Origin of the sequence: Sphingobacterium multivorum (assembly GCF_900457465.1) — a bacterium.
Lineage (GTDB): Bacteria > Bacteroidota > Bacteroidia > Sphingobacteriales > Sphingobacteriaceae > Sphingobacterium > Sphingobacterium multivorum.
The window spans coordinates 727942-750685 of sequence record NZ_UAUU01000002.1 but is presented as its reverse complement, the minus strand read 5'-3'; the positions used below and the strand labels follow the sequence as shown (position 1 = coordinate 750685).

18 protein-coding genes are annotated in these 22744 nt (G+C 39.4%); 10 read left to right on the top strand and 8 right to left on the bottom strand.

The genetic code is table 11. From position 1 onward, the window contains the following. Nucleotides 1–253: 253 nt before the first annotated feature. The 4 genes from DTA23_RS28430 to DTA23_RS03355 are packed head-to-tail and all read right to left on the bottom strand — an operon-like array spanning nucleotide 254 to nucleotide 6456. Entirely contained in the window at nucleotides 254–883 is a 630-nt protein-coding gene (locus DTA23_RS28430; protein ID WP_256602859.1) for a SusD/RagB family nutrient-binding outer membrane lipoprotein, read from the bottom strand. Beyond that, the gene (locus DTA23_RS03365) at nucleotides 835–2142 is read right to left on the bottom strand and encodes a SusD/RagB family nutrient-binding outer membrane lipoprotein (RefSeq protein WP_256602714.1); all 1308 of its coding nucleotides are present in this window, start codon (nucleotides 2140–2142) and stop codon (nucleotides 835–837) included. The genes DTA23_RS28430 and DTA23_RS03365 overlap by 49 nt, the downstream gene beginning before the upstream one ends. Before the next feature lie 11 nt (nucleotides 2143–2153). Further along, entirely contained in the window at nucleotides 2154–5264 is a 3111-nt protein-coding gene (locus DTA23_RS03360; RefSeq protein WP_070563514.1) for a SusC/RagA family TonB-linked outer membrane protein, read from the bottom strand. Nucleotides 5265–5289: 25 nt separating this feature from the next. Next, on the bottom strand, nucleotides 5290–6456 hold the full coding sequence (locus tag DTA23_RS03355; protein ID WP_070563517.1) for an ROK family protein: 1167 nt from the start codon (nucleotides 6454–6456) through the stop codon (nucleotides 5290–5292). Nucleotides 6457–6704: 248 nt separating this feature from the next. Here DTA23_RS03355 and DTA23_RS03350 point away from each other — a divergent pair, with 248 nt between their 5' ends. Continuing rightward, on the top strand, nucleotides 6705–7625 hold the full coding sequence (locus DTA23_RS03350) for an acyltransferase family protein (RefSeq protein WP_256602712.1): 921 nt from the start codon (nucleotides 6705–6707) through the stop codon (nucleotides 7623–7625). Nucleotides 7626–8019: 394 nt separating this feature from the next. Further along, on the top strand, nucleotides 8020–8298 hold the full coding sequence (rpsO, locus tag DTA23_RS03345; protein ID WP_046674145.1) for a 30S ribosomal protein S15: 279 nt from the start codon (nucleotides 8020–8022) through the stop codon (nucleotides 8296–8298). Between the two features lie 211 nt (nucleotides 8299–8509). Here the strand turns inward: rpsO and DTA23_RS26870 are convergent, their stop codons facing one another. After that, nucleotides 8510–8752 carry a hypothetical protein gene (locus DTA23_RS26870; RefSeq protein ID WP_139144929.1) on the bottom strand — a complete coding sequence of 81 codons (243 nt, stop codon included), beginning with the start codon at nucleotides 8750–8752 and terminating at the stop codon, nucleotides 8510–8512. Between the two features lie 170 nt (nucleotides 8753–8922). Here DTA23_RS26870 and pnp point away from each other — a divergent pair, with 170 nt between their 5' ends. Next, entirely contained in the window at nucleotides 8923–11109 is a 2187-nt protein-coding gene (gene pnp / locus DTA23_RS03340) for a polyribonucleotide nucleotidyltransferase (protein WP_112373826.1), read from the top strand. A gap of 82 nt (nucleotides 11110–11191) precedes the next feature. After that, a complete protein-coding gene (locus tag DTA23_RS03335; RefSeq protein ID WP_112373825.1) occupies nucleotides 11192–12139 on the top strand; it encodes a hypothetical protein in 948 nt (315 codons plus the stop codon). Between the two features lie 67 nt (nucleotides 12140–12206). On the opposite strand, the gene DTA23_RS03330 is transcribed toward DTA23_RS03335, so the two are convergent. Together DTA23_RS03330 and DTA23_RS03325 are read right to left on the bottom strand one after the other, a co-directional pair. Further along, entirely contained in the window at nucleotides 12207–12533 is a 327-nt protein-coding gene (locus DTA23_RS03330; RefSeq protein WP_070563528.1) for a DUF493 domain-containing protein, read from the bottom strand. Between the two features lie 77 nt (nucleotides 12534–12610). Continuing rightward, the gene (locus DTA23_RS03325) at nucleotides 12611–14893 is read right to left on the bottom strand and encodes a GH92 family glycosyl hydrolase (protein WP_112373824.1); all 2283 of its coding nucleotides are present in this window, start codon (nucleotides 14891–14893) and stop codon (nucleotides 12611–12613) included. Between the two features lie 147 nt (nucleotides 14894–15040). Here DTA23_RS03325 and DTA23_RS03320 point away from each other — a divergent pair, with 147 nt between their 5' ends. Beyond that, nucleotides 15041–16051 (top strand): LacI family DNA-binding transcriptional regulator, encoded by a 1011-nt coding sequence (locus DTA23_RS03320; RefSeq protein ID WP_112373823.1) that lies wholly within the window; start codon nucleotides 15041–15043, stop codon nucleotides 16049–16051. Here the strand turns inward: DTA23_RS03320 and DTA23_RS03315 are convergent. Next, nucleotides 16041–16421, bottom strand: coding sequence for a methionine-R-sulfoxide reductase (locus DTA23_RS03315; RefSeq protein ID WP_046674140.1), 381 nt, complete (start codon nucleotides 16419–16421; stop codon nucleotides 16041–16043). The genes DTA23_RS03320 and DTA23_RS03315 overlap by 11 nt on opposite strands. Nucleotides 16422–16912: 491 nt before the next feature. Between DTA23_RS03315 and DTA23_RS03310 the strand changes: the two genes are divergently transcribed. From DTA23_RS03310 to nrfD, 5 genes are read left to right on the top strand one after another with little or no spacing between them, the layout of a single operon-like run. Further along, entirely contained in the window at nucleotides 16913–18175 is a 1263-nt protein-coding gene (locus tag DTA23_RS03310; protein WP_070563536.1) for a cytochrome c3 family protein, read from the top strand. A gap of 37 nt (nucleotides 18176–18212) precedes the next feature. Further along, complete coding sequence (locus DTA23_RS28425; protein WP_256602710.1) at nucleotides 18213–19442, top strand: TAT-variant-translocated molybdopterin oxidoreductase; 1230 nt, start codon at nucleotides 18213–18215, stop codon at nucleotides 19440–19442. An 11-nt stretch (nucleotides 19443–19453) separates the two neighbouring features. Further along, on the top strand, nucleotides 19454–19648 hold the full coding sequence (locus DTA23_RS28420) for a hypothetical protein (RefSeq protein ID WP_256602709.1): 195 nt from the start codon (nucleotides 19454–19456) through the stop codon (nucleotides 19646–19648). Beyond that, nucleotides 19599–21227, top strand: a complete 1629-nt coding sequence (locus DTA23_RS28415) for a 4Fe-4S dicluster domain-containing protein (RefSeq protein WP_256602708.1) — start codon at nucleotides 19599–19601, stop codon at nucleotides 21225–21227. The genes DTA23_RS28420 and DTA23_RS28415 overlap by 50 nt, the downstream gene beginning before the upstream one ends. A gap of 29 nt (nucleotides 21228–21256) precedes the next feature. Next, nucleotides 21257–22741, top strand: coding sequence for an NrfD/PsrC family molybdoenzyme membrane anchor subunit (gene nrfD, locus DTA23_RS03300; protein ID WP_046674137.1), 1485 nt, complete (start codon nucleotides 21257–21259; stop codon nucleotides 22739–22741). The last annotated feature ends 3 nt before the right edge of the window (nucleotides 22742–22744 follow it).

Genomic DNA, 22744 nt, shown 5'->3' with positions numbered 1-22744 from the left:
AAATTTAGGTGTGCCGCAATTGAGTTTTTCTGTGTTTGTTTTTAGTTTACGAATAAAGATATAGATACTTTATTTTAAGTTCCAAATTCTTTTTAAATTTTTTAAAAAGAATTTGATAGATTCTTTATTTTTAAGGGAATTGGATGCTTCTTTTGAATTAATAATAAGTGTAATTGTAACAAATATACTGATCAATATTGTTGTAAACTAGAAAAGCCGGCTCAAGGCCGGCTTTTCTAGCATAATAAATAAATTATTTTTGTTTGGCCCACCATAGGGGGGTAAAAACGCCATCTGATCCACCTAATAAGGATACCGCTTTATCATAATTTGCCTGATCAGCATTTCTAAATGATGAAGGATAGCTCGTTCTTTGTGGAAAGAAATCTACTTGGTTTTTTGTGTAATTTGCACTTGTCAATTGTGGCATTGTTGCGATGGCCGTTTCGATAGCAGGATTTTCAAAGAAAGGAAGGCCTAAACGACGTTGGTCATTCCATGCCTCAAGGCATAAGTATGGAAATGAGGCAATATATTTTTGCGTGATAATTTTTGTCAACTTATCATTTTTGATTGCTCCATTTTTATAGATCGTATTTTCAGGATACTTGATTGCGGCAGTTCCTATAGCATTAGTATAACCGTCTTTGTACTTGACAGTGAAGGTCGCAGCAGGCTCCGCTGTATGATCATATTTTACTGAAGTTCCCACACGGTTGTAGTTTTCTGATGCTAAGTATTGACCGAGATAAGATGATACTTCCCAGTAGTTAAAGTTTTCTGAAATACCTTTTTCATAGGCAACTTTGTCAGATATAGGAGTGCTCCAGCCTCTCAAAGCCGCTTCGGCATCAAAAAATAACTTTCCCATGAAGCGAAGAATAAACGTTTTTGTGTGCTTGTTCTGAACTTTTTGATCATGCCTGGAATACGACCATTTTGTGCTCTAAGCACCATATTTGACGATTTAGCTCCCCATGTACCTGACGTAAACGCATTCCATGTGTATGAAGTTTTAAAATTCAATGTAGTGCCGTCTGGTTTTTTGATTTGGGCATCCTGATTGCTAGCATCGGTCCAATATTGTGGGTCGGATGTATGACCTGGAATAAAGAAAGCTTTGTATGCTCTTGGATCCATTTTATTTGGAATCCCATCTAAGTAATAACCTTGGCTTGGGTCATTTGACATAGTCGAGAAGTTATCCAGGTAACGGATACCAAAATCGTCTTCGTTCTTGATTTTGCTTAAAACTTCGGTTTCTGTAAACTGATCAGCAGTTTTGATGCCACCCAATCCAATAAATATATTGTTTAATGTAGCAGATAGTAGTTGTGTATTCCATGAACGACTCATTACACCCGTTAGTGGATCCCAACCGTCTTTTTCCTGTATGCCGAAGTTTTGTGCAGCTGTTTCAATGTATTTATTCGTTTTAACAGCATCCTCAAATTCAGTTTTTGCTTTCGTTGCATCAACCTCTGATAAGCGCATTGCCAAACGCATACGCATTGAGTTCGCATAGCGGATCCAATTGTCCCATTTGAAACCGTAAGCGGCATCATAGTTTTCAATACCCGAATTGCTGACTGCTGGATCGATTTTCGATTGAGCATCTTTTAATTCAGTCAATAGATAATAATAAACGTCTTTTACAGAATCAAACTGTGGATTAACTCCTTGAAACCCTTTAGTCGGTATTGGTCCAAAATTGTCGCTTAACTCACTTAATAAGTATGCCCGCCATATTCTTGCCACTTGGATCATGTTTTGATTGTAAACTGCAGCAGTACCATTTTGTGTTTTCTTATCTGCAATTTCGATGGTTGCATTGGCATTATTCAACCAACCGGAAATACTCGACCAATAGAGTGAATTAAAGTCATCACTTTGTTGTCCTATATTGATAAAATTAAAGTATTGCTGGTGTGCAGCGGTTTTCCAGGAGTAAATAAATAAACGTTCTGCTAATCCGGGATCTTGTTGCGCTCCGATAATGGAGTTGTTCAAAAAATATTCTGGTTTGACTTGCTGATCATTTGCAGCAGTTTGATCTATATTAATATCCTCAAGCTTTGTACAAGAGGTAGCTGCGCTTCCTAATAATATTGCTAGCGCTATTTTTGATAGTGTATTTTTCATGATAATTCAGATTAGAAGCCAATAGATAGGTTTAAGAAATAAGAACGTGAGGTTGGAAATGATAAATTTTCAAATCCAACAGCGTTTGAACTCATCGCATAGGTAGATTCAGGATCTACCCCATTTGCGTAACTTTTTAGCATTGCTAAATTATTGACCGATACCCCTACTTTCGCATTTTTAACAATGGATGATTTCAAAACGCTTTTAGGGATAGAGTAATTTAATTGCAAATTTCTAATCCTAACATTGGTTGCATTGTATAAATTTTGTTCAGTAATACCTAAGTTGCCACTAGCTCCAGATACGGTTGTCCAGTAATCTTGTGGCGTAACTGCGACTGTACTTTTTTCGTACGCACCATTTTTTGGGATAACTCCATCAACTACAAAATTATCCCGACTTCCGTTAACAACTGTTTCGGCAGAAGAACCGCTAGCTTGTAGTGCACGCTGTGTTCCTGAGAAGAATTTTCCGCCAAATCTGCCATCGATTTGAAAGCTTAATCCGAAGTTCTTATAAGTGAAAGAGTTGGTGATACCAGCGAGGGCACGTGCTGTCTGATCACCCAGAAGCTCTGCTTCATTAGATTTCGCTTGTGGTAAACCTGTACCGCTTAGGATAAGTTGTCCATTATAAGGGCTGTTTGCATCTTCAACACGTAGGAATTTTGTTCCGAATATAGCGCCATATCTTTGATTTTCAGCTGCATATATTGCGAAATTGTCATAGCCACCCAATGTCATTCGTTTGGATTCAGGGTGTAATTCAAGAATTTTATTGAAATTGCGAGAAACATTAGCATTCAGATTCCATCTAAAATTCTCTTTTCTGATTACATCGGCGTTTAATGTGATTTCAAATCCCTCGTTAAGAATATTACCTGCATTGGCTTTGAAAGCCCTGTATCCAGATAAATTGTTCATTGGGATATCAATCAATTGATTTGTTGAGTTGTTTTTATAATATGTTAAATCCAAGCCAACTCGATTGTTGAAAAATTTAGTCTCTAAACCTACTTCAATTGATTTTTGAAGTTCATTAACTACATTCTCATCATAAAGAACATCTCGTTTGGATGCAGTTGTATTGTTATTAGGGTCATTACCAATAATATAAGTATTATATAATTGGTATGCGTCCATGTCGCGACCTGTTCTTGCATAAGATGCTCTCACCTTTGCAAAGTTGAACCAAGAAGGCATACTTCCAGATTTATTGATCAGGTCGGAGAGGACAAATGAGGTGCTTACAGACGGGTAAAAATAACTGTTATGATTTGGGTGTAAAGTAGATGTCCAGTCATTTCTTCCTGTGAAACTAACATACCAAATATTATCATAATTGATGTCAATGTTACCATAAATGGAATTAATCTGTTTTCTATTGATACTTTCAGTAATACCAGGATTGCCAATATTGTTACCAATAGTAAATAGATTAGGTACCCTTAAATTGCCCGCACTAGCGCTTAAGGAAGTACGGCTACGGTCCATGATCTGTCCATAAATTGCGGCACTACCACCCCATTTACCGAATAGGTTGTCTTTTCTTGCCTGTAAACTTGCGATATAATTGTTCTCATAAAACTTGTCTGTACCTGTACCATACGAATTGTTTATATGAGATCCTGTATATGTTTTATCTTCGTATTTTGTCGAATAGTTATCAGAACCCACACGTACATCAGCACTTAACCAGTCATTAAAATCGTACTTTACAGTAGCGTTCATCAAATAACGATCACGGGTATCACGACTTAATTTATTGTTGGCCGCCCAATAAGGGTTAATTCCTGAATCTTCCAAATACCAACTTTGTTTTACACCCAATTCATCCATTCCAGGTTTAAATTGCGTAATGTCCAAACTTCTTGGGAAAGTTAACAACTGTGAATAATAATTACCACCATTCACACCACCAACTGCACGATTATAGGCCATATTGCGCATGTATTGTACCTTTACGTCAGTAGTCCACTGATTGCGCTGACCAAATTTGGCATTTACTCTATTAATTAAATTTAAGCGGTTTAGTTTTTGGCCGGGAGATTTGCTGTTATCATGCAAATAAGTCGCTGATGAATATAAATTGACTTTATCGGAAACAGCCTGTTGAAAATTGATGTTTTGGGTGGTATTGAATCCTGTTTTAAAGAAATTACCGATATTATCGTAGGCCTTTAAATTTGTTTTCGTACCATTCCATAACTCAACTTCCTGCCCAGTTATTTTTTCTCCCCAAGATCCTGTGGCTAATTTACCGTAGACACCGCCATCCCCCTGAGAGAAGTCACTCTGTAATTTTGGCGTCATAAAGATATTTTCGATTCCCGTAATGGTTGAATAGGAAATTCCTACGCCATCTTTTGCTTTACCACTTTTGGTTGTAATTAAAATAACTCCATTAGAGGCACGTGATCCATAAAGCGCAGAAGCAGCACCGCCTTTCAAGACAGACATGCTCTCGATATCTTCCGGATTTAAGTCTCCTAACCCACTTCCCATATCTGCTGACGGATTCCAGAAATCATTGTTTTTAGCGCCGGCAAAATTATCCATCGGCACCCCATCGACAACAATTAACGGTTGGTTGTCTCCGGTAATGGAATTGAATCCGCGAAGAATAATTTTCGAAGATGATGAAGGTCCGTTTGAACCTTTAACAACCTGAAGACTGGAAACCTTGCCCGCTAGTGCATTGGCTATGTTGTTTTCTCTGGCATCTGTCAATGCAGTACCTTGTATATCTTGAAATGAATAACCAAGACTTCTTTTTTCACGTTTAACTCCCATTGCTGTAACGACCACTTCTCCCAAAGTTGATTCATCGCTTGTCAAGGATACGTTAATCGTTTTAGTTGTTCCGACCACAATTTCCTGAGGTTTATAGCCTATTAGTGAAATACGTAATGTTTCGCCTTGTGCAGCTTGTATATTAAATGCCCCACTTGCAGTCGATTGGGTAGCTCTATTTGTTCCCTTTACGGAAATAGTAGCACCTGCAATTGGCCCCTTGGCATCTGAAACTGTTCCAGAAATGCCTTGCTGTGCAAATAGCGATGTTGCACTGAAGAGTGTGCACAAAGCTAATCCAGCTGTTTTTTTGTAGAATAGACTCATCTTTAAGTGTTTAATTTATAAATAATTATTTAGTTAGGATTCTGTTGATATGGTTTTCCACGACGATAGCGGCAGTACCCTTTATTTGAGCATGTTTGTTCAATTCTGACATTTTAATCTGTGTTGTTTTTGCAATTTCAGGGATGCAAAATTCATTAATAGCAATTTGTATTTGAGGATTCAGAATTCTCCCCAGTTCTGCACCTCTTCCGCTGACAATGATTTGTTTTGGATTAAGAATATGGATGAGCGTTGATATGCCTTTACCGAGCATGTAACCTATTTTTCCGATATTGTTAATCGCAATCTGGTCTCCAACATGAGTCGCTTCGATCAGTGCATCTATTTTGTTTAGATTACTCTTTACAAACGTACTATAAATCGAATACTCATTGTTTTGAATATCGTTCTCCGTACTTCGAATGGCTGCATCCAATGATGCTTCAACTTCAAGGCATCCCCGTTTACCACAGGAGCATAAGGTGTTGTTGTCGGAAAGAGGGATATGGCTAAATTCTCCAGCAAAACCTGATTCGCCCTTAAAAACAGTTCCATTAATGATAATTCCCAATCCAACTCCCCAGTTTAGATTAATAATAAGTGAGTGCTCAATGTATTTCGCAGCCCCAAATTCTTTCTCTGCAATGGCTATGCAGCGAGAATCATTCTCTATGATTGTTGTCAGTTTATATTTTTTTTCAATCCTGCTTTTTATTTCATACAAAGGATGCGTATTGATATACGATTCATTGACGCCCAATTCTGAATTAACAAAACCAGGCATACTAATTCCAATACCTATAATCCGATCTAATGAAATTGTTGAAGATGCTAAAATTCGGTCAATTTCGGATAAAAGGAGCTCTGAAGACTCTTCGGCATTTAAGTCTAACGGTATATCCCTATGCTCTAATATTGTCTTTTGAGTTAAATCGGTAATTGTGCATGTCGAAAAATGCTGGTCACAAGAGATCGTTAATATATAGAAATCCAAGGACGGGTTGAGCGCAAATTGAATAGGTCGTCTTCCGCCAGTAGATTCTGCAAATCCACATTCAACAATGATCTTTTCTTCCAAAAGACGATTGATCACCTTGGTAATGGATGGCGTACTTTTCGAAAGCTTTTTTACCAACTCTGCTATGGACAGCGTTGAATCAAAATAGAGGTTCTTCAGTATATCTTTTTCCATTGGTATTTGGTACAATTCATAAAGTTGGTTAAACTTTTGTTAAAGATATATTAAAAAAAAAGTAAGTTCCAAATACTTTTTAAACAATTTTAAAAAGTATTCCTTTTTTGACTAATAAGCCATGCAAACATTTGTTATTGTAACAAAGTTGTAGTTAAGTTTTCCTGTTTATGCCATTAAATTGTAGATTAGGCATAAAAATGAATATCAAATAGCTTATATTTACCTTTTAATTATACAATCTGATTATGAAACAACGCTATTACTCCTTGGATGTCTTTCGTGGGGCTACTGTGGCACTGATGATTATGGTGAATAATCCGGGTACATGGGCTCATATGTTTGCACCGCTAAAACATGCAGAATGGCATGGATGTTCACCTACAGACCTGGTTTTTCCCTTTTTTCTTTTCGCAGTAGGTAATGCCATGTCTTTTGTTATACCTCGTTTACAGGAGGCAGGACCTGCAGTATTTTGGCAAAAAGTAATTAAACGGACGATCTTGATTTTTGCGATTGGACTTTTCATCAATTGGTGGCCTTTTGTGAAATGGGATGGTGCGGAGCTGGTTTTTAAACAATGGGTGGACGGAACGGATCCGAGCCGGGGAATTCGGATTTTCGGTGTGCTCCAACGCATCGCAGTCGCTTATTGTTTTGCTTCGATTTTAGCTTATTATTTTAAAGAAAAAACGATTATCTGGATCTCGGCAATCATACTGTTGTTATATTGGGCAATCTGTGCAATAGCCGGAGGAGCAGATCCCTATAGCTTGGAGGGCTGGTTCGGTACAAAGTATGATATAGCAATCCTAGGTTTGCCGCATGTTTACAAAGGGGAGGGGGTGCCATTTGATCCTGAAGGGCTGATGAGTACCTTGCCGACAATTGTTCAGGTCGTCTTTGGCTATTTAGTTGGTGTATTTATTAAAAAGCAAGGTCAGGTGGATTGGCTGTGGACGAAAGTGCCGGCCTCAAGTGAGCCTCATTTTAAATTGCTGGCGGGAATGTTTGTGACCGGATTTATTTTGGTCGTATTGGCTTGGATATGGGCCTTGGGTTTTCCGATCAATAAAAAAATATGGACGAGTTCCTATGTGCTCTATACAACAGGTTTGGCAACCATGACACTAGGTGGTATGATCTGGTTTATTGAAGTGCAGGGGTGAAAAAATAAATTGACACAGTTTTTTGATGTTTTTGGTAAAAATCCGTTATTCATCTTTGTCTTGAGCGGTGTTCTACCACGCTTTTTGGGATTGTTCCGCATTCCTGATGGCGTAAAAGAGATGGTACACAAAAATACCTCGACGCTTTTGCCTGGTTTTATAAATATGTTTGCGCGAAAGTGCCTGGGATACCAGAAGTTGGTTCTTTTGTTTATTCACTATGTTTCTTAACGTTGATGTGGGTAATCTGCTATTGGTTGGATAAGAAGAAAATCTACGTAAAGGTTTAATAGTGGCTGAACCTTTGCTTATTAAATTATTTTGGCAACCGAAGATTTTTGCTATCTTTGCAGCCAATTAATAAAATTTTTAACGCTTTAATATTATTCAGGAAATGTATTTAAGTAAAGAGTACAAAGCTGATATCTTCGCAGAATTTGCTGGATCAGCTACAAACACAGGATCTACTGAAGGTCAAGTTGCTTTATTCACTAAGAGAATTGCTCACTTAACTGAGCACTTGAAAAAAAACAGAAAAGATTTCGGTACACAACGTGCCCTACAAATGTTAGTAGGTAAACGTCGTTCATTATTAGCTTATCTTTACAAAAAAGATATCAACCGTTACCGTGCGATCATTAAAGGTCTAGGTTTACGTGATATTATCAAATAAGCTTTAATACAAAGGTGTTAAGAAAGCCATCCAATTTTTGGATGGCTTTTTTTATTGTGTTTATCGTGCCCGAATTGTTATTGTATTTTTCGCGTCAGCATGGTCGTTTTCTGTTCGTCATGGCCTTTTGTAGTTGTTCAGGACTTTCTTAGGTTAGCGGACGACATTGGCCTATTTATCCCTTACTTCAGTTTCACTATTTAGTCTTTATTTAATCGCTTTTTCCTCGGAGCTTGCTCGCTATTTCTTCGCTTCCAACCGAAGAAGTACCGAACAAGCTCCGAACAAGTACCGAAGAAGCACCGAGGAATCTCCGAAAATGATAGCCATGTTTTATACTTGTCTTATATTGTTTTATACTACGCGACAGGCTAGATTCCTCGTTATAATTGATAAGCCTTTGGAAGCCTTTTTCGAGAAATAAGAGAACTTGAGAAGACTTCAATTGATTCATTGCTTGACAGATTAAGGCGGTTGCTGCCGTATTCCGATGGTTTGATGATTTAGCCTGCTGTTAATTGCACTAATCTTAATATTTTAATTTACCTTTGTGCTGAAATCTAATGTATTTAAAATATTGGCATGCTGCCAACAAGATGAAAAGCATGTCGCAAACAAGATTAAATGAATTACAACGAAATTAAAACGACCATCGATATGGGTAATGGCACCCAGATCGAATTGTCTACAGGTAAATTGGCAAAACAGGCTGATGGGGCTGTAGTATTAAAACAAGGTGATACGATGTTGCTTGCAACAGTTGTTTCAGCTAAAGAAGCGAAATCTGGTGTTGATTTTTTACCCCTTTCTGTAGATTATCAAGAAAAATATGCGGCAACTGGCCGTATTCCAGGTGGTTTCTTACGTCGTGAGGCTAGATTGTCAGATTATGAGGTATTGATCTCACGTTTGGTAGATCGTGCATTACGTCCTTTGTTCCCTGAAAATTATCACGCAGATACACAAGTTGCAATCAGCTTGATCTCTGCAGATAAAGATATTATGCCTGATGCTTTAGCGGGCTTGGCTGCTTCTGCAGCTATTGCTGTTTCTGATATTCCTTTCAATGGACCGATTTCTGAAGTGCGTGTTGCGAAAATTGACGGTCAGTTGGTCATCAACCCAAAATTGTCTGAGCTTGAAAATGCAACTTTAGAGTTTATTGTTGCTGGTTCTGCACAAGATATCGGTATGGTTGAAGGTGAAGCGAAAGAGATTTCTGAAGCTGAAATGGTAGAAGCAATTGCTTTTGCTCATGAAGCGATCAAAAAACAAGTTGCTGCTCAAGTAGAACTGGCTAACTTAGTTGGTAAAACGGTTAAACGTGAGTATAACCATGAGCCTGAAAACCTTGAATTGAGAGATGCTATTTTTGCAGCTACTTACGATAAGGTTTACGCTATTGCAAAATCTGCTTCTGCAAAACATGACCGTTCTGAAAACTTCGCAAAAATCGCGGAAGAGTACAGAGCAACAATGCCAGAGGAATTGGATGATGATACAGCTTTCTTGTTTAAAAAATATTTCCACGATGTTCAGTATGATGCTGTTCGTAATCTTGTCTTAGATGAAGGAATTCGCTTAGATGGCCGTAACGTACGTACAGTTCGCCCAATCTGGTCAGAAATAGATTACTTGCCTGCTGCACACGGTTCAGCTGTATTCACACGTGGTGAAACACAATCATTGACTTCGGTTACTTTAGGTGCTAAAGACGATGAGCAAATGATCGATGGTGCTTTTATCAACGGTTATAACAAGTTTATTCTTCACTACAACTTCCCTGCATTCTCTACAGGTGAGGTAAGACCTAACAGAGGTCCAGGCCGTCGTGAAGTTGGTCACGGTAACTTAGCAATGCGTTCATTGAAACAGGTACTTCCTGCAGACAGTGAAAATCCATATACTATCCGTGTTGTTTCTGATATTCTGGAGTCAAATGGTTCTTCTTCTATGGCAACTGTATGTGCTGGTACATTAGCACTTTTGGATGCCGGTGTGAAATTGAAAGCGCCAGTTTCAGGTATTGCCATGGGATTGATTTCTGATGAGAAAACAGGTAAATATGCGATCTTATCGGATATCTTAGGTGATGAAGATCATTTAGGTGATATGGACTTTAAAGTAACGGGTACAGAAAAAGGTATCGTTGCTTGTCAAATGGACTTAAAAATCAATGGTTTGAAATGGGAAGTATTGACGCAAGCTTTGGATCAAGCAAAAGAAGCGCGTTTACACATCTTGGGTGAGATGAAGAAAACAATTTCTGCTCCTCGCGAAGATTACAAACCACATGCACCACGTATCGTTCAATTGTTGATCGATAAAGAATTTATTGGCGCTGTAATCGGACCAGGTGGTAAAATTATCCAAGAAATGCAACGTGAGACCGGTGCTACAATTTCGATCGAAGAAGTTGATAATAAAGGTGTTGTTCAAGTATTCGCAGATAATAAAGCGGCTATTGATGATGCAGTAGGTCGTATCAAAGCGATTGCTTCTAAACCAGAGATTGGTGAAACTTACGAAGGTAAAGTGAAATCAATTATGCCATTCGGTGCTTTCGTTGAAATCATGCCTGGTAAAGACGGTTTATTGCACATCTCTGAAATCGACTGGAAACGTCTTGAAACAATGGACGGTATCTTCAAAGAAGGTGATAAAGTAACGGTTAAATTGTTGGATATCGACAAACAAGGTAAAATGAAGCTTTCCCGTAAAGCTTTATTGCCTCGTCCGCCGAAAGAAGACAAACCAAAGCAGGATAAACCTGCTGGCGAAGCTCCTGTAGCTGGTGCTGGTCAAGAATAAGTTTATTCTTTAAATGATATGAAAAGCTCGCTTTACGCGGGCTTTTTTTATGGAAAATAAAACTTAGCTGCATCTTTATCCTATGAAAAGTATACTTCTTTTGCTTCTTTTTAAATCCAGTCCGATTCTGGTGTTTGTCCTCATTCATGTGTCAGTTTATGGTCAGCGGTCTTTTGGGGATAAATTTCAGAAGCTGTCTGCCACTGTACAGCATTATGCACATAAAAATAATATGATTTTGCCCAAGGGGCATTATGAGTTTTATAAACTGGATCGTGCCATTTTGTGGTCCTATAAACAGGATTTATTTTGGCCTCTTAATAGGTTAATCTTAAAGGATAAAGCTATCAGGGATTCAATGACAGACGAGCTTTACATTAATTTTGATCGGGAATATAACCGCTTTGTGATGGATGTGTATGAAAGCCCTTATAAATTTAACGAGGCAAGACCATTTGAGGTACTTTCCGTGCAGGGCTCATTCAGAGGTGGGATGTCATCGCTTTTGGAGCGTTTGTCCAAGTTTTTATTGGATCATCAAGGACGCTGGGGCCTCAATCTGTCTTCTTTTACCTTATATATGGATCGGGAGCTTAGTGATGTGCCCTTAGCATACGATGGTGAGCCAGAAGTGGTGAAATTGCTCAAGCAATTTTTTGAGGAGGCCAAGATTCCCCATAAACCCGGTATTTACTATGGGAACCCGATGTACTGTTCGTATCGATTTGACTGGGTGGCTAATAAAAATAAAGAGATTACACTCGATTGCTCGGCATATAATGACTATTTAAATATACTGTTTAGTGAAACGAAGTTATATGCGCTGGGCGGGACATGGGATAGCATGAAGGGACAAATGTCTTTTTTTTATGATCGTAAGAATAGCTGGAAACAGTTTGCTGCCCGGCGGGATGTCAAACGAATTTTGGATTTTTTAAAGGAGGAGACTGCTGTTAATCTATTGAAACTACATCATGATAGTAAAAGATTTAGTGGCGATTATTGGCTGGATGTTGCGGTGTTGAAATAGGGGGGATTTATTTTAAGAAGGAAATAGAAACAAATGAGGCTGTCAATTCGACAGCCTCATTTGTTTTTTATAACATGATAACACCTTTTATCTTCGCTACTTCTTTGTAGAAGTAGATCACCTGATCGGCGTCTTTAACGTTCAAGTTTACCGTAATTGAAGTATACTTACCTGTTTTGGAATCCTTAAAATCAAACTGTGCACCTGTGTCATCAAATACGCTCTGGATCTGATTGAAGTGGTCCTGATCTTTTGGTAAGATAAATTTATATGTATAGTCCTTTGGAAATGTTTCTAAGTCTTCCAAACGCTCTTTAAAAGTTTCATAGAAGTCTTTTGGATTATCACCTCCGTCAGGGATATCTTGTATATTGATGTTTTTGTAATCTGCCATGTTTTGTTTCTCCTTAAATATGTTATTAAGGTATTAACAAATATTAATCCAGTAATGTTTTACTGACAATTTTTCAGTTAATTATTGTCAATGCTTGAAGGCCAATCGGCTTTGTTTTTACCAAAGTTTTTGTTTGGCGTAGCACTCATCTCGATTTCCATCTGTCCACCTGCTAAAAGTTGCGCATGTGTAATGAACGTTTTGGCGTAAGGCTGGCCATTTAATTTGATCGATTTGATATATGGATTGGCTTTGCCTTGGTTTTTAACATCGATCGCTAACGTTTTGCCATTCGGTAGATTGATATTCGCATGTTGCATCATCGGCGAACCGAAGACATAAACACCACTCATTGCATTCAGTGGATAGAAGCCCATTGCCGAGAATACATACCATGCGCTCATTTGTCCGACGTCATCATTTCCACATAGACCAGCTGGACTGTTTGTGTAAAACTCAGTCATCGCTTTACGGACTAAGGCTGCACCTTTCCAAGGTTGTCCCGCGTAAGCATACAAGTAGGGGATATGGTGATTTGGTTCGTTACCTTGCGCATATTGGCCGATTAGCCCTGAAATATCCGGTGAAGCTTCACCACCAAGATCCGATGACATGGTCGTAAAATAATCCAGTTTTTTCAAAAATTTCTCCTCGCCACCGAAAAGATTGATCAGCCCTTTGACATCTTGGGGTACTAACCAGGTGTATTGCCAAGCATTACCTTCGCAATAGTCATTCTCGCGGTGTTTGGCCATCAATGGGTCGAAAGGTCTTCGGAACTCGCCATTGGCTTTTTTACCGACGAAATGACCTACCTCTTTGTCAAAATATTGCTCGTATAGTTTGTAGCGTTTTTTGAAATAAGCAGCGTCTTCTGTTTTACCCAGTTTTTCGGCAATTTTATAAGCACCGAAGTCAGCAATCGCATACTCTAATGCCCATGCTACAGACTCATTAGGCATGCTGTCGATAGGAATGTAGGTCAGTTCACGCGCATATTTCAGACCGTGATCATTACCCATTGCTGTGGTCTTAACAGCTTCCCACATCAAAGGATAGTCTTTCTCGTCAATAATTCCTTTTAAGAAGGCGTCAGCAATCACTGGAATTGCAGGTAATCCAACCATTGTATTGGTTTCATTGCCTTGTAAGTGCCACATGGGTAATTTACCTTGTTGTTGATAGATCGCCAACATGGTTTTGATAAAATCCTGGTTGATTTTACGGTCCTCCAAGATCGTCATCAAAGGATGAAGACCACGGTAAGTATCCCAAAGCGAAAATACCGTATGGTTGACAAAATCCTGTTTTTCATATACTTGTTTGTCAGTCCCTAAGTAATCGCCATTTGCATCGTTAAAGATGGTAGGAGCGAAGTAGGTGTGGTATAATGCCGTATAGAAGATTGTCTTCGTATCTTTGTCGGCTTCAAATTGAATCTTATTTAAGGTTTTGTTCCAACGTTGATCGGCGTCTTGCTTTACTTTTTCAAAATTCCAGCCTGGAATCTCGGCGTTGATATTGTTCAGCGCATTGGTCGAGCTTACTGGAGAAATACCGACTTTAAGTTCAATGGTTTTGTTTTTAACAGCATCAAAGAATAAAGCCGCTTTGATTGCCTGTCCTTTGAATGTTGTTTGGCCTAATTTTTCTTCTTTACCTTCGAAAAATCTTACTTTTTGTATCGGTTGGGAAGTTCTGATGGCAAAATACAATTTTTGGTCAGTTGCCCATCCTGTTGAAAAGCGGTAACCAACAAAGGTCGAATCGTTCACCTGTTTGATGTAGGTGTCTGTCGGTTTATCCCAATTGATATGGTAACCTAAATCGACCAAAATATGTGCATTGTCTGTTTTTTCATAGCGATATTGATGATAACCAACACGTTCGGTGGCTGTCAGGTTGGCCTGCACCTGATAGTCATCTAAATAAGCGCTATAGAATCCCGGTTTTGCTACCTCATTTTCTTTTTTGAAGGAAGAGCCATAACCTGTATTCATTTTGTTGAATTCTGCGGGCGTTAATTGTAATTTTCCGTTAGCAGGAACGATCATAAGGTCGTTGAGGTCACCGATACCTGTTCCACTCAGGTGGGTATGTGTAAAACCCAAAATTTCCTGGCTTTTGTAATTGTATCCACTGCACCAATCCCATCCGTTGAACTTGTCCCAAATCTGTGGAATTTGAGTAGGCCCCAATTGCACCGCACCTAAAGGTACATTCGCACCAACAAAGACGTGGCCATGATCCGCGGACCCAATAAAGGGGTTGACATATTGTGTAAGATTTTGCTGGGCTTGCGCACAAAATGGTAAAATTAGTGTGCCCAACACTGTTTTGAGTAGTTTATTTCCTGTCATAGGTTTTGTTCGGGTATTTGAAAACTGCTTAAAATTAGTAAATAAAACCTTTTAGCGCAATTTTATTATTATTTTAGTAAATTGTCGTTAAATTTTTTACTTTAGTAATCTTCGTAATAAAAAACTTAACAAACCTACTACTACTACATGAAGAAACGTATTCTGATCAGTGATATCGCAAAGGCCTTGGGGATTTCTGTAACTACTGTGTCCTTTATTTTAAATGATAAGGCAAAAGAAAAGCGTATTAGTGAGGCTTTGACTAAGCGGGTTTTGGACTATGTCAAAAAGGTCGGCTATAAGCCCAATGAATTGGCAAAAAGTCTCCGCACAGGGAAGACGAAGATTCTAGGTTTGATTATCGAAGATATTTCCAATCCTTTTTTTGGGAATATAGCACGCCTGATCGAAAGTAAGGTCTATGAGCAGGGCTATCGTATTATTTATTGTAGTACCAACAATGATGTAGAAAAAGCGAAGGAGTTGATCCAGATGTTTTACGATCGGCAGGTGGATGGTTTTATTATTACACCTTCCGATGGTTTGGAAGATACCGTAAAGCAGTTACAGCAGAATAATATCCCGGTTGTGCTCTTCGACCGATATTTTCCGGGGCTTGAAACAGACTATGTTGGGGCCGACAATTTTCAGGGGGCCTTTGATGCAAGTAACCATTTGTGTCAACAAGGTTATAGACGTATCGGATTTGTATCGCTCTACTCGGATCAAACTCAAATGAAAGAGCGTTCAGATGGCTATATGAAAGCTATGGATAATAATAAGCAGCAAAGTTTTATCCAGAAGATCCAAATGGATGCTTCAGATGAGGAGGCGATGGAATCTTTGCGGGAGTTCATCTGTGAAAACAGGCTGGATGCTGTTTTGTTCTCCACTAACTATTTGGCGATTTCGGGCTTGAAGGCCGCTAAAAAGTTCAACTTTACGATGCCAGCAGTCATTGCTTTTGACGACCATACAGTTTTTAAGTTGGTAGAACCTGCTATCACAGTTGTTTCGCAGCCGATCAAGGACATTGCTGAGAACCTGATTAATATTTTGTTGCTTCGTCTTCAGGGTAAAATAAAAGCAACACGTAGAATGGTGTTGCCTTGTGAACTGAAAGTTCGTGAGTCGACTAAAGTGAAAGTTACTTCGTAGTATCGGCTACAAATTTCATTGAAATAGAATTAACGCAGTGACGCGTGTTTTTTGTCGTAAAGCCTTCTCCGAGGAATACATGGCCTAAATGCGCGCCACATGTGCTACAAAGGATTTCAGTGCGGCGACCATCGGCATCGGTGATCCTTGTAATTGCTCCAGGAATCTCATCATCAAAACTTGGCCAGCCACAGCCAGATTCAAATTTCGACTCCGAACGGTATAGCGGGCTGTCACAACGGCGGCAGATATACGTTCCTTTGAGCTTATTGTCTAAAAGTTCACCCGTAAAAGGCCGCTCAGTTCCCTTGTGTATAATAATGTATTCCTCTTCTTTACTTAGCGGGTTGTATTTTTTGTTTGTTTCCATGTCTGTCGTATGTTAGTCGTTGATTTTGACAGGAGCGGTCGACTGGGATCAATCTATTCCTTTATATAAAAGAGCATCTCTATAAAAGTAGTATCATCCAGATTCTTTCATTTTCAGTCTGGGAATTGATCCTGGCCCCGTCTCCATTCATCTTGATAAAGTTACGGAAATAAAGACGAAAAAAAACTTTTTGTGTTCCTCGTGATCGTCAATTTTGGGTATTTTAAATTGTCATGGAATTGTCTTATATTTGAATGGCTATCCAAATGAAAAGTTGTAGCGATGGAACTACTTTAATAGCTTAATGCTGTTTTTATCCTTGTTTAAACGCATTTGTTTAGAATGATTATAAATTGATATTAAAGGTCACAAAATTGTCAGCGATTTGTTAATAAATCATACTTTTGTGGCATTGTTAGGGGGGTAGTGGCTCCTTTAACCATGGGAGTTAATTTTTTACATTCACAAATAAATAGTATAAAGTGCTAAATATGAGAACTATCTCATCCGTTTTGGGAAGCCTTGCGAGGGTGGTGTCAACGAGTTTGATGCTATTATTTGCCGTTACGACGTTGCATGCGCAAGATGTCAAGGAAGGTGAAAAAATCTTCAAATCTAAGTGTACATCCTGTCACGCCATTGACAGAAAAGTGGTTGGTCCTGCTTTAAAGGGGATTCCAGAGACGAAAGACGAAGCTTGGTTAATCAAGTGGATCAAGAACTCTCAGGCTTTAATTGCGTCTGGCGATGCTGATGCAGTTAAAATCTTCGAAGAGAACAACAAGCTTGTGATGACTTCTTTTACTGATTTATCTGACGATCAGATCAAGTCGGTATTAGCGTATATCACCGATGCTTCTAAGGAGAAACCGAAAGAGGCTGCTGCTGGTGGTGCTGGCGCTAAAGATGATAACGCGTCTATGTTCATGATTTTGGGCTTGATCGCAGTTGTTGTTTTGGCTGTAGTGGTTATCGTGGTGTTGAATCGTGTGATCCGTACCTTAGAAAATGTAATTGCTAAAAACCAAGAAGCTATTGCTGCGCAACAAGAGCCAGAAGATAGCCAACGTTTTGTGAAGTTTGCGAAAGCATTCGTTAAAAACAAAAAGTTGGTTGGCTTTACAGTCTTGATGTTAGTTGCATTATTAGCTGTAGGTGGTTGGAAGACCATGTGGAACGTTGGTGTTCACCAAGGCTATCAGCCGGTTCAACCAATTAAGTTCTCGCACCAAATCCACGCTGGTGTTAACAAAATTGAGTGTCAATACTGTCACGGTGGAGCATTTAAATCTAAAAATGCGTCTATTCCATCGGCCAACGTATGTATGAACTGTCACAATACAATCACTGCATCAGAGCATTATGATGGTGAGATTTCTCCGGAAATTGCTAAAATCTATCGTGCATTGGATTGGAATCCTGATACGCGTACTTACGGTAACAATCCGAAGCCAATTCAATGGGTTCGTATCCACAACTTACCTGACTTTGCTTACTTCAACCACTCACAACACGTTGTGGTAGCTGGTGTTGAGTGTCAAACTTGTCACGGTCCAATCCAAAATATGGAAGAAGTATACCAATACTCTCCATTGACGATGAAATGGTGTGTTGATTGTCACAAAAAGACAGATATCAAATCGGATAACAAATACTATGAAGATTTGATTAAAGCACACGAAAGAATTAAGAAAGGTGAGAAAATGACTGCAGCCATGATCGGTGGTCTTGAGTGTGGTAAGTGTCACTATTAATAATTATTTGAAATACGCAATCTTATATACAGCTTAAATGGATAGCAATAAAAAATATTGGAAAGGTTTGGAAGAGTTAAATCAAACTCCTGCTTTCGTTGAAGGAAGCAAGGGTGAGTTTGCCGAATCTATTCCTGTAGAAGATGTATTAAACGAAGCTGGCTTGAGTACTAAAACTCCTCGCCGTGACTTCTTGAAAGCATTAGGATTTGGTTTGGGTGCTGTTTCTTTAGCGGCTTGTAACCGTACTCCTGTGCATAAGGCAGTTCCTTATTTGATTAAACCTGAAGAGGTAACTCCAGGTATCCCTAACTATTATGCTTCGACGTTCAACGGTCAAAGTATCTTGGTTAAAACGCGCGAAGGTCGTCCGATCAATGTTGAGCCTAACCCGAATGCAATTGGTTTGAACCAAGGTTTGGATTCAACGACTGCTGCTTCTGTATTGGATTTATACGATGAGTCCAAATTGAAACAGGCACAATTGAAAGGTCAAGATGTAGAGTGGTCTAAATTGGATGGGGAAGTTGTTAAAGCTTTGAATGCAGCAGCATCTTCTGGTAAACAAATTACGATCGTTTCTAACACCGTAAACAGTCCTTCAACGTTGGCGGCTATCGCTGCTTTCGCAACGAAATTCCCAACAGTTAACCATGTACAATACGATGCTGTATCTTACAGCGGTATTATTGAGGCGAATAAAGCTTCATTTGGGAAAGCTGTTGTCCCTTCATACAATTTTGAAAAGGCACATGTGATTGTTTCCGTTGCAGCTGATTTCTTAGGAACTTGGTTAGCAGGTGAGGAGCATACACAACAATACGCTAAAAACCGTGATTATAAATCGTTGAAAAACGGAAAAATGTCACGTCACGTGCAATTTGAGTCTGGTCTTTCGATGACTGGTACAAATGCGGATGCTCGTATCGCTATCAAACCTTCGGAAGAAGGAGCTACATTGGTTGCTTTATATAATGCAATCACTGGTCAGTCTTTGGCTGGTGCCACTGCAAACAAAAAAGCACAAAAAGGTGTCGCTCTAGCAGCGAAAGAATTGGTGAACAGCAAAGGCGCAGCAGTTGTTGTTGCTGGTTCTAACGATGTCAATGTACAGGTATTGGTCAATGCAATTAACGTTGCGTTAGGCGCGTACGGTACAATCATCGATTTGGATAACTATTCTAAACAATACCAAGGTTCAGATTCTTCGTTCCAAGCTTTCTTAGCAGCTGCGAATCAGGTCAAGTTGGTGTTGCGTTCTTCTTGAATAGCAACCCGGTGTATGATTACTTCAAAGCAGAAGATGTAAAAGCAGCGTTGAAACAAGTTCCTTTCACCTTATCGTTTTCGCAACGTGCGGATGAAACAGCTTCTGAATTGACAGCGATCGCTCCAGCAAGTACATTCTTGGAGTCTTGGGGTGATGCGAATCCCAAAAGAAGGTTTGTTCTCGATCGTTCAACCAACAATTAATCCTGTTTTCAAAACACGTCAAGTTGAACAAAGCTTGTTGACTTGGGCAGGAAATGATACCGATATGTACAACTTCGTTAAGAACTTGTGGTCGACACAAATCTTAGCAGGTTCTACGAAAACTTGGGATGCTGTATTGCAAACTGGTTTTGAATATAAAGGTGCTAAAGCGGCAACAGCTCCTGCATTTACAGGAAATGCTGCAGCGGCAGCTTCGGCAATTGAGGCATCAAGCAAAGCGATTACCGGTGAGTTTGAATTGAAACTTTATGAGCCTGCTGCACTTCGTGACGGTCGCTACGCGAACAACGCTTATTTACAAGAGTTGCCTGACCCGGTATCTAAAGTAACTTGGGACAACTACGCTGCTCTTAACCCGAAAGATGCTGAGAAATTAGGTTTGGGTGAAGATGGTAAAGTAACTGTAAAAGCAAATGGTGTTGAATTGGAATTGCCAGTTGTACAACAACCTGGTCAAGCACAAGGAACAGTTTCTATTGCTGTAGGTTACGGCCGTACAAAAGTTGGTAAAGCAGGTAATGAAGTTGGTAAAAACGCGTTCCCTTTTGCTTCTATCATCAATGGTACAGTACAAGGTGTTGCTAAAGCAACTGTAGCGAAAGCGTCTGGATCTTACCAATTGGCACAAACACAAACACACCACACGATCGAAGGTCGCAACGTGATCCGTGAGACGACATTTGCGAAATATCTGAAAGATCCTAACTCTGAGGCAGGACGCTTTACAGATAATCACAAAACATACGATTTGTGGAACAAATATGAGCAACCGGGTCACAAATGGGTGATGGCAATCGACTTGAACGCATGTACGGGTTGTGGTGCTTGTATCGTTGCTTGTAACGTTGAAAATAATATTCCTGTTGTAGGTCGTGATGAGGTTCGTCGTCGTCGTGAGATGCACTGGTTACGTATTGACCGTTACTATACGATCGAAGGAAAAGATCAAGATCTTACAAAAGAGAAAGAAATTGCGAGAGCTTCGGCTGATTTAGATTTCGAAGATATCACTGTTGTTCACCAACCGATGTTGTGTCAACACTGTGGTCACGCACCTTGTGAAACGGTTTGTCCAGTATTGGCAACAGTACACTCTTCAGAAGGTTTGAACCACATGGCATATAACCGTTGTTTTGGTACACGTTACTGTGCGAATAACTGTCCGTTCAAAGTTCGTCGTTTCAACTGGTTTGCATACTGGAATGATTCACGTTTTGACAACTACTTGAACAATGAGTTCACACAATTGGTATTGAATCCAGATGTTGTTACTCGTTCACGTGGGGTAATGGAGAAATGTTCAATGTGTATCCAACGTATTCAAGCAGGTAAATTACAAGCTAAGATTCAAAATCGCAAAGTTAAAGATGGCGATATCCAAATGGCTTGTCAACAAGCATGTTCTGCAAATGCAATTATCTTTGGTGATGCTAATGATCCGGAATCAGAAGTATCTAAAGCATTACGCAACGAGCGTGTTTATTACGTACTTGAGGAAATCAATGTTCAACCGGGTATCGGTTATATGACAAAAGTTAGAAACACTTTTGAGGCGTAATCTTGTACAATATTTGAAATAAAAATACTATGTCATCGCATAACGAATCAATATTAAGAGAACCATTAATGACCGGTAAGGACATTACGTATGCAAAAATTACGGATGATATCTTACTACCGGTTGAAAATAAACCGAATAAAGCATGGTGGATTGGTTTTACCGTTGCTGTATTAGGTGCTTTATTATGGGTAGTTAGCGTTAGTTATACCTTTTGGACAGGTATCGGCGCTTGGGGTCTGAATAAAACTGTAGGCTGGGCTTGGGATATCACCGACTTCGTATGGTGGGTAGGTATCGGTCACGCGGGTACGTTGATTTCAGCTGTATTATTAATCTTCCGCCAGAACTGGCGTAATTCAATCAACCGTTCTGCAGAGGCGATGACGATCTTTGCGGTAATCTGTGCGGCGACATACGTTGTAGCTCACATGGGTCGTCCTTGGTTGGCTTATTGGATTTTCCCACTTCCAAATCAATTTGGATCACTTTGGGTAAACTTCAACTCTCCTTTGGTATGGGATGCGTTTGCGATCTCGACTTACTTTACAGTATCCTTGGTATTCTGGTACTGTGGTTTGTTGCCGGATATCGCGACAATTCGTGACCGTGCTACTGGATTAAAACAAAAAATCTATTCTGTATTATCATTCGGATGGAATGGTTCAGTTAAGACTTGGCAACGTTTTGAAATCGTGTCATTGATCTTGGCAGGTATTTCTACTCCGCTGGTACTTTCTGTACACACGATCGTATCCATGGACTTTGCAACTTCGGTTATCCCTGGATGGCATACAACGATCTTCCCGCCGTATTTCGTGGCTGGTGCGATCTTCTCGGGTTTCGCGATGGTACAGACTTTATTGTTGATCTTACGTAAAGTAATGAACTTTGAGAACTACATCACGATGTTCCACATTGAGTCGATGAATATCATTATCATGACGACAGGTTCTATCGTAGGTGTGGCTTATTTGACTGAGTTGTTTATCGCCATGTACTCTCGTTCAGAATACGAAATGTATGCTTTCGAGAACCGTATGTTGGGTCCATACGCTTGGGCTTACTGGTCAATGATGACGTGTAACGTAATTTCTCCACAGTTATTCTGGTTCAAAAAAATCCGTACAAGTATTCCAATCTCCTGGATCTTATCGATTGTTGTAAACATCGGTATGTGGTTTGAGCGTTTTGTAATTATCGTGACTTCATTGCACCGTGATTACTTGCCTTCATCTTGGGCAATGTTCTACCCAACTTGGACAGACGTAGGTATCTTTGTAGGTTCAATCGGATTATTCTTTACATTATTCTTGTTGTTCTTACGTTTCTTACCAGGTATCGCTATCGCCGAAGTGAAATTGTTGTTGAAATCATCTTCATTACAACATAAAACGAAATTGGCTCAAGAAGGCGCATTCCCTGAAGAACAAGTGAAGTACTTCCAAGAGTCATTAGAGAAATATGATTCAGTGACAGAAGAAGAGATTAAAGAATTATCAGTTAGAAAATAATCA

Coding starts and splice junctions, on each gene's coding strand:
- DTA23_RS28425 (WP_256602710.1), top strand. CDS start 18,213: ATGGATAGCAATAAAAAATATTGGAAAGGTTTGGAAGAGTTAAATCAA.
- DTA23_RS03335 (WP_112373825.1), top strand. CDS start 11,192: ATGAAAAGTATACTTCTTTTGCTTCTTTTTAAATCCAGTCCGATTCTG.
- nrfD (WP_046674137.1), top strand. CDS start 21,257: ATGTCATCGCATAACGAATCAATATTAAGAGAACCATTAATGACCGGT.
- pnp (WP_112373826.1), top strand. CDS start 8,923: ATGAATTACAACGAAATTAAAACGACCATCGATATGGGTAATGGCACC.
- DTA23_RS03310 (WP_070563536.1), top strand. CDS start 16,913: ATGAGAACTATCTCATCCGTTTTGGGAAGCCTTGCGAGGGTGGTGTCA.
- DTA23_RS03355 (WP_070563517.1), bottom strand. CDS start 6,456: ATGGAAAAAGATATACTGAAGAACCTCTATTTTGATTCAACGCTGTCC.
- DTA23_RS03320 (WP_112373823.1), top strand. CDS start 15,041: ATGAAGAAACGTATTCTGATCAGTGATATCGCAAAGGCCTTGGGGATT.
- DTA23_RS26870 (WP_139144929.1), bottom strand. CDS start 8,752: ATGAATCAATTGAAGTCTTCTCAAGTTCTCTTATTTCTCGAAAAAGGC.
- DTA23_RS03330 (WP_070563528.1), bottom strand. CDS start 12,533: ATGGCAGATTACAAAAACATCAATATACAAGATATCCCTGACGGAGGT.
- DTA23_RS03325 (WP_112373824.1), bottom strand. CDS start 14,893: ATGACAGGAAATAAACTACTCAAAACAGTGTTGGGCACACTAATTTTA.
- DTA23_RS03315 (WP_046674140.1), bottom strand. CDS start 16,421: ATGGAAACAAACAAAAAATACAACCCGCTAAGTAAAGAAGAGGAATAC.
- rpsO (WP_046674145.1), top strand. CDS start 8,020: ATGTATTTAAGTAAAGAGTACAAAGCTGATATCTTCGCAGAATTTGCT.
- DTA23_RS03350 (WP_256602712.1), top strand. CDS start 6,705: ATGAAACAACGCTATTACTCCTTGGATGTCTTTCGTGGGGCTACTGTG.
- DTA23_RS03360 (WP_070563514.1), bottom strand. CDS start 5,264: ATGAGTCTATTCTACAAAAAAACAGCTGGATTAGCTTTGTGCACACTC.
- DTA23_RS28415 (WP_256602708.1), top strand. CDS start 19,599: ATGCGAATCCCAAAAGAAGGTTTGTTCTCGATCGTTCAACCAACAATT.
- DTA23_RS03365 (WP_256602714.1), bottom strand. CDS start 2,142: ATGAAAAATACACTATCAAAAATAGCGCTAGCAATATTATTAGGAAGC.